The organism is Brachyspira sp. SAP_772 (genome assembly GCF_009755885.1).
Taxonomy (GTDB): Bacteria; Spirochaetota; Brachyspiria; order Brachyspirales; family Brachyspiraceae; genus Brachyspira.
The window spans coordinates 1-523 of record NZ_VYIX01000371.1 but is presented as its reverse complement, the minus strand read 5'-3'; the positions used below and the strand labels follow the sequence as shown (position 1 = coordinate 523).

The window sequence follows — 523 nt, the reverse complement described above, 5'->3', positions numbered from 1 at the left end:
CTGAAGAGAATTAAAATATATATTAATAATATTAGCTGATATGTTTGGAATATCGCTATATTTTTTATTTGATATATTATTTCCTATAGAAAGCACTAAATCAGAAATAGTATTCATATTATGTCTTARAGCTTCTATTTGTTTAGCTGATAATCCTARTAACTGAATATTACTTCTATCGAATTCTTTTAATGCATTTTTTACAGAAGAATCCAAAAGCTGATAAACYACTAAAAGTCTATTTTCTTCTACCTCTGTGAGAACTGTAGTATTAAGTCCGTATATCTTTGAAAGCTCATTCATTCTATTTGCTGTTTTATATATAGCATTAATATTATCCACAAACCAATTAATATTATTTCTCTTTCTAAATCATAAGCTCTTTTACAATCAATTTTTTTAGCACTATATATTGGAGGCTTTTGCAATATAATGCCTAAAAAATTATTCTTTATCAATGCTTCTAATTCATTAAAACTTAATATATTTTGATTTTTGGTTTTCTCTCAAACTTTTCCATCTA

At 24.4% G+C, this 523-nt stretch carries 1 protein-coding gene and 1 pseudogene; both read right to left on the bottom strand.

Annotation, left to right across the window (positions count from 1 at the left end):
• Positions 1-342, bottom strand: a pseudogene (locus GQX97_RS14570) (hypothetical protein); the annotation flags it as partial.
• Positions 300-428, bottom strand: coding sequence for a hypothetical protein (locus GQX97_RS15035; RefSeq protein WP_232473452.1), 129 nt, complete (start codon positions 426-428; stop codon positions 300-302). The pseudogene GQX97_RS14570 and the gene GQX97_RS15035, both read right to left, overlap by 43 nt.
• Positions 429-523 lie beyond the last annotated feature (95 nt).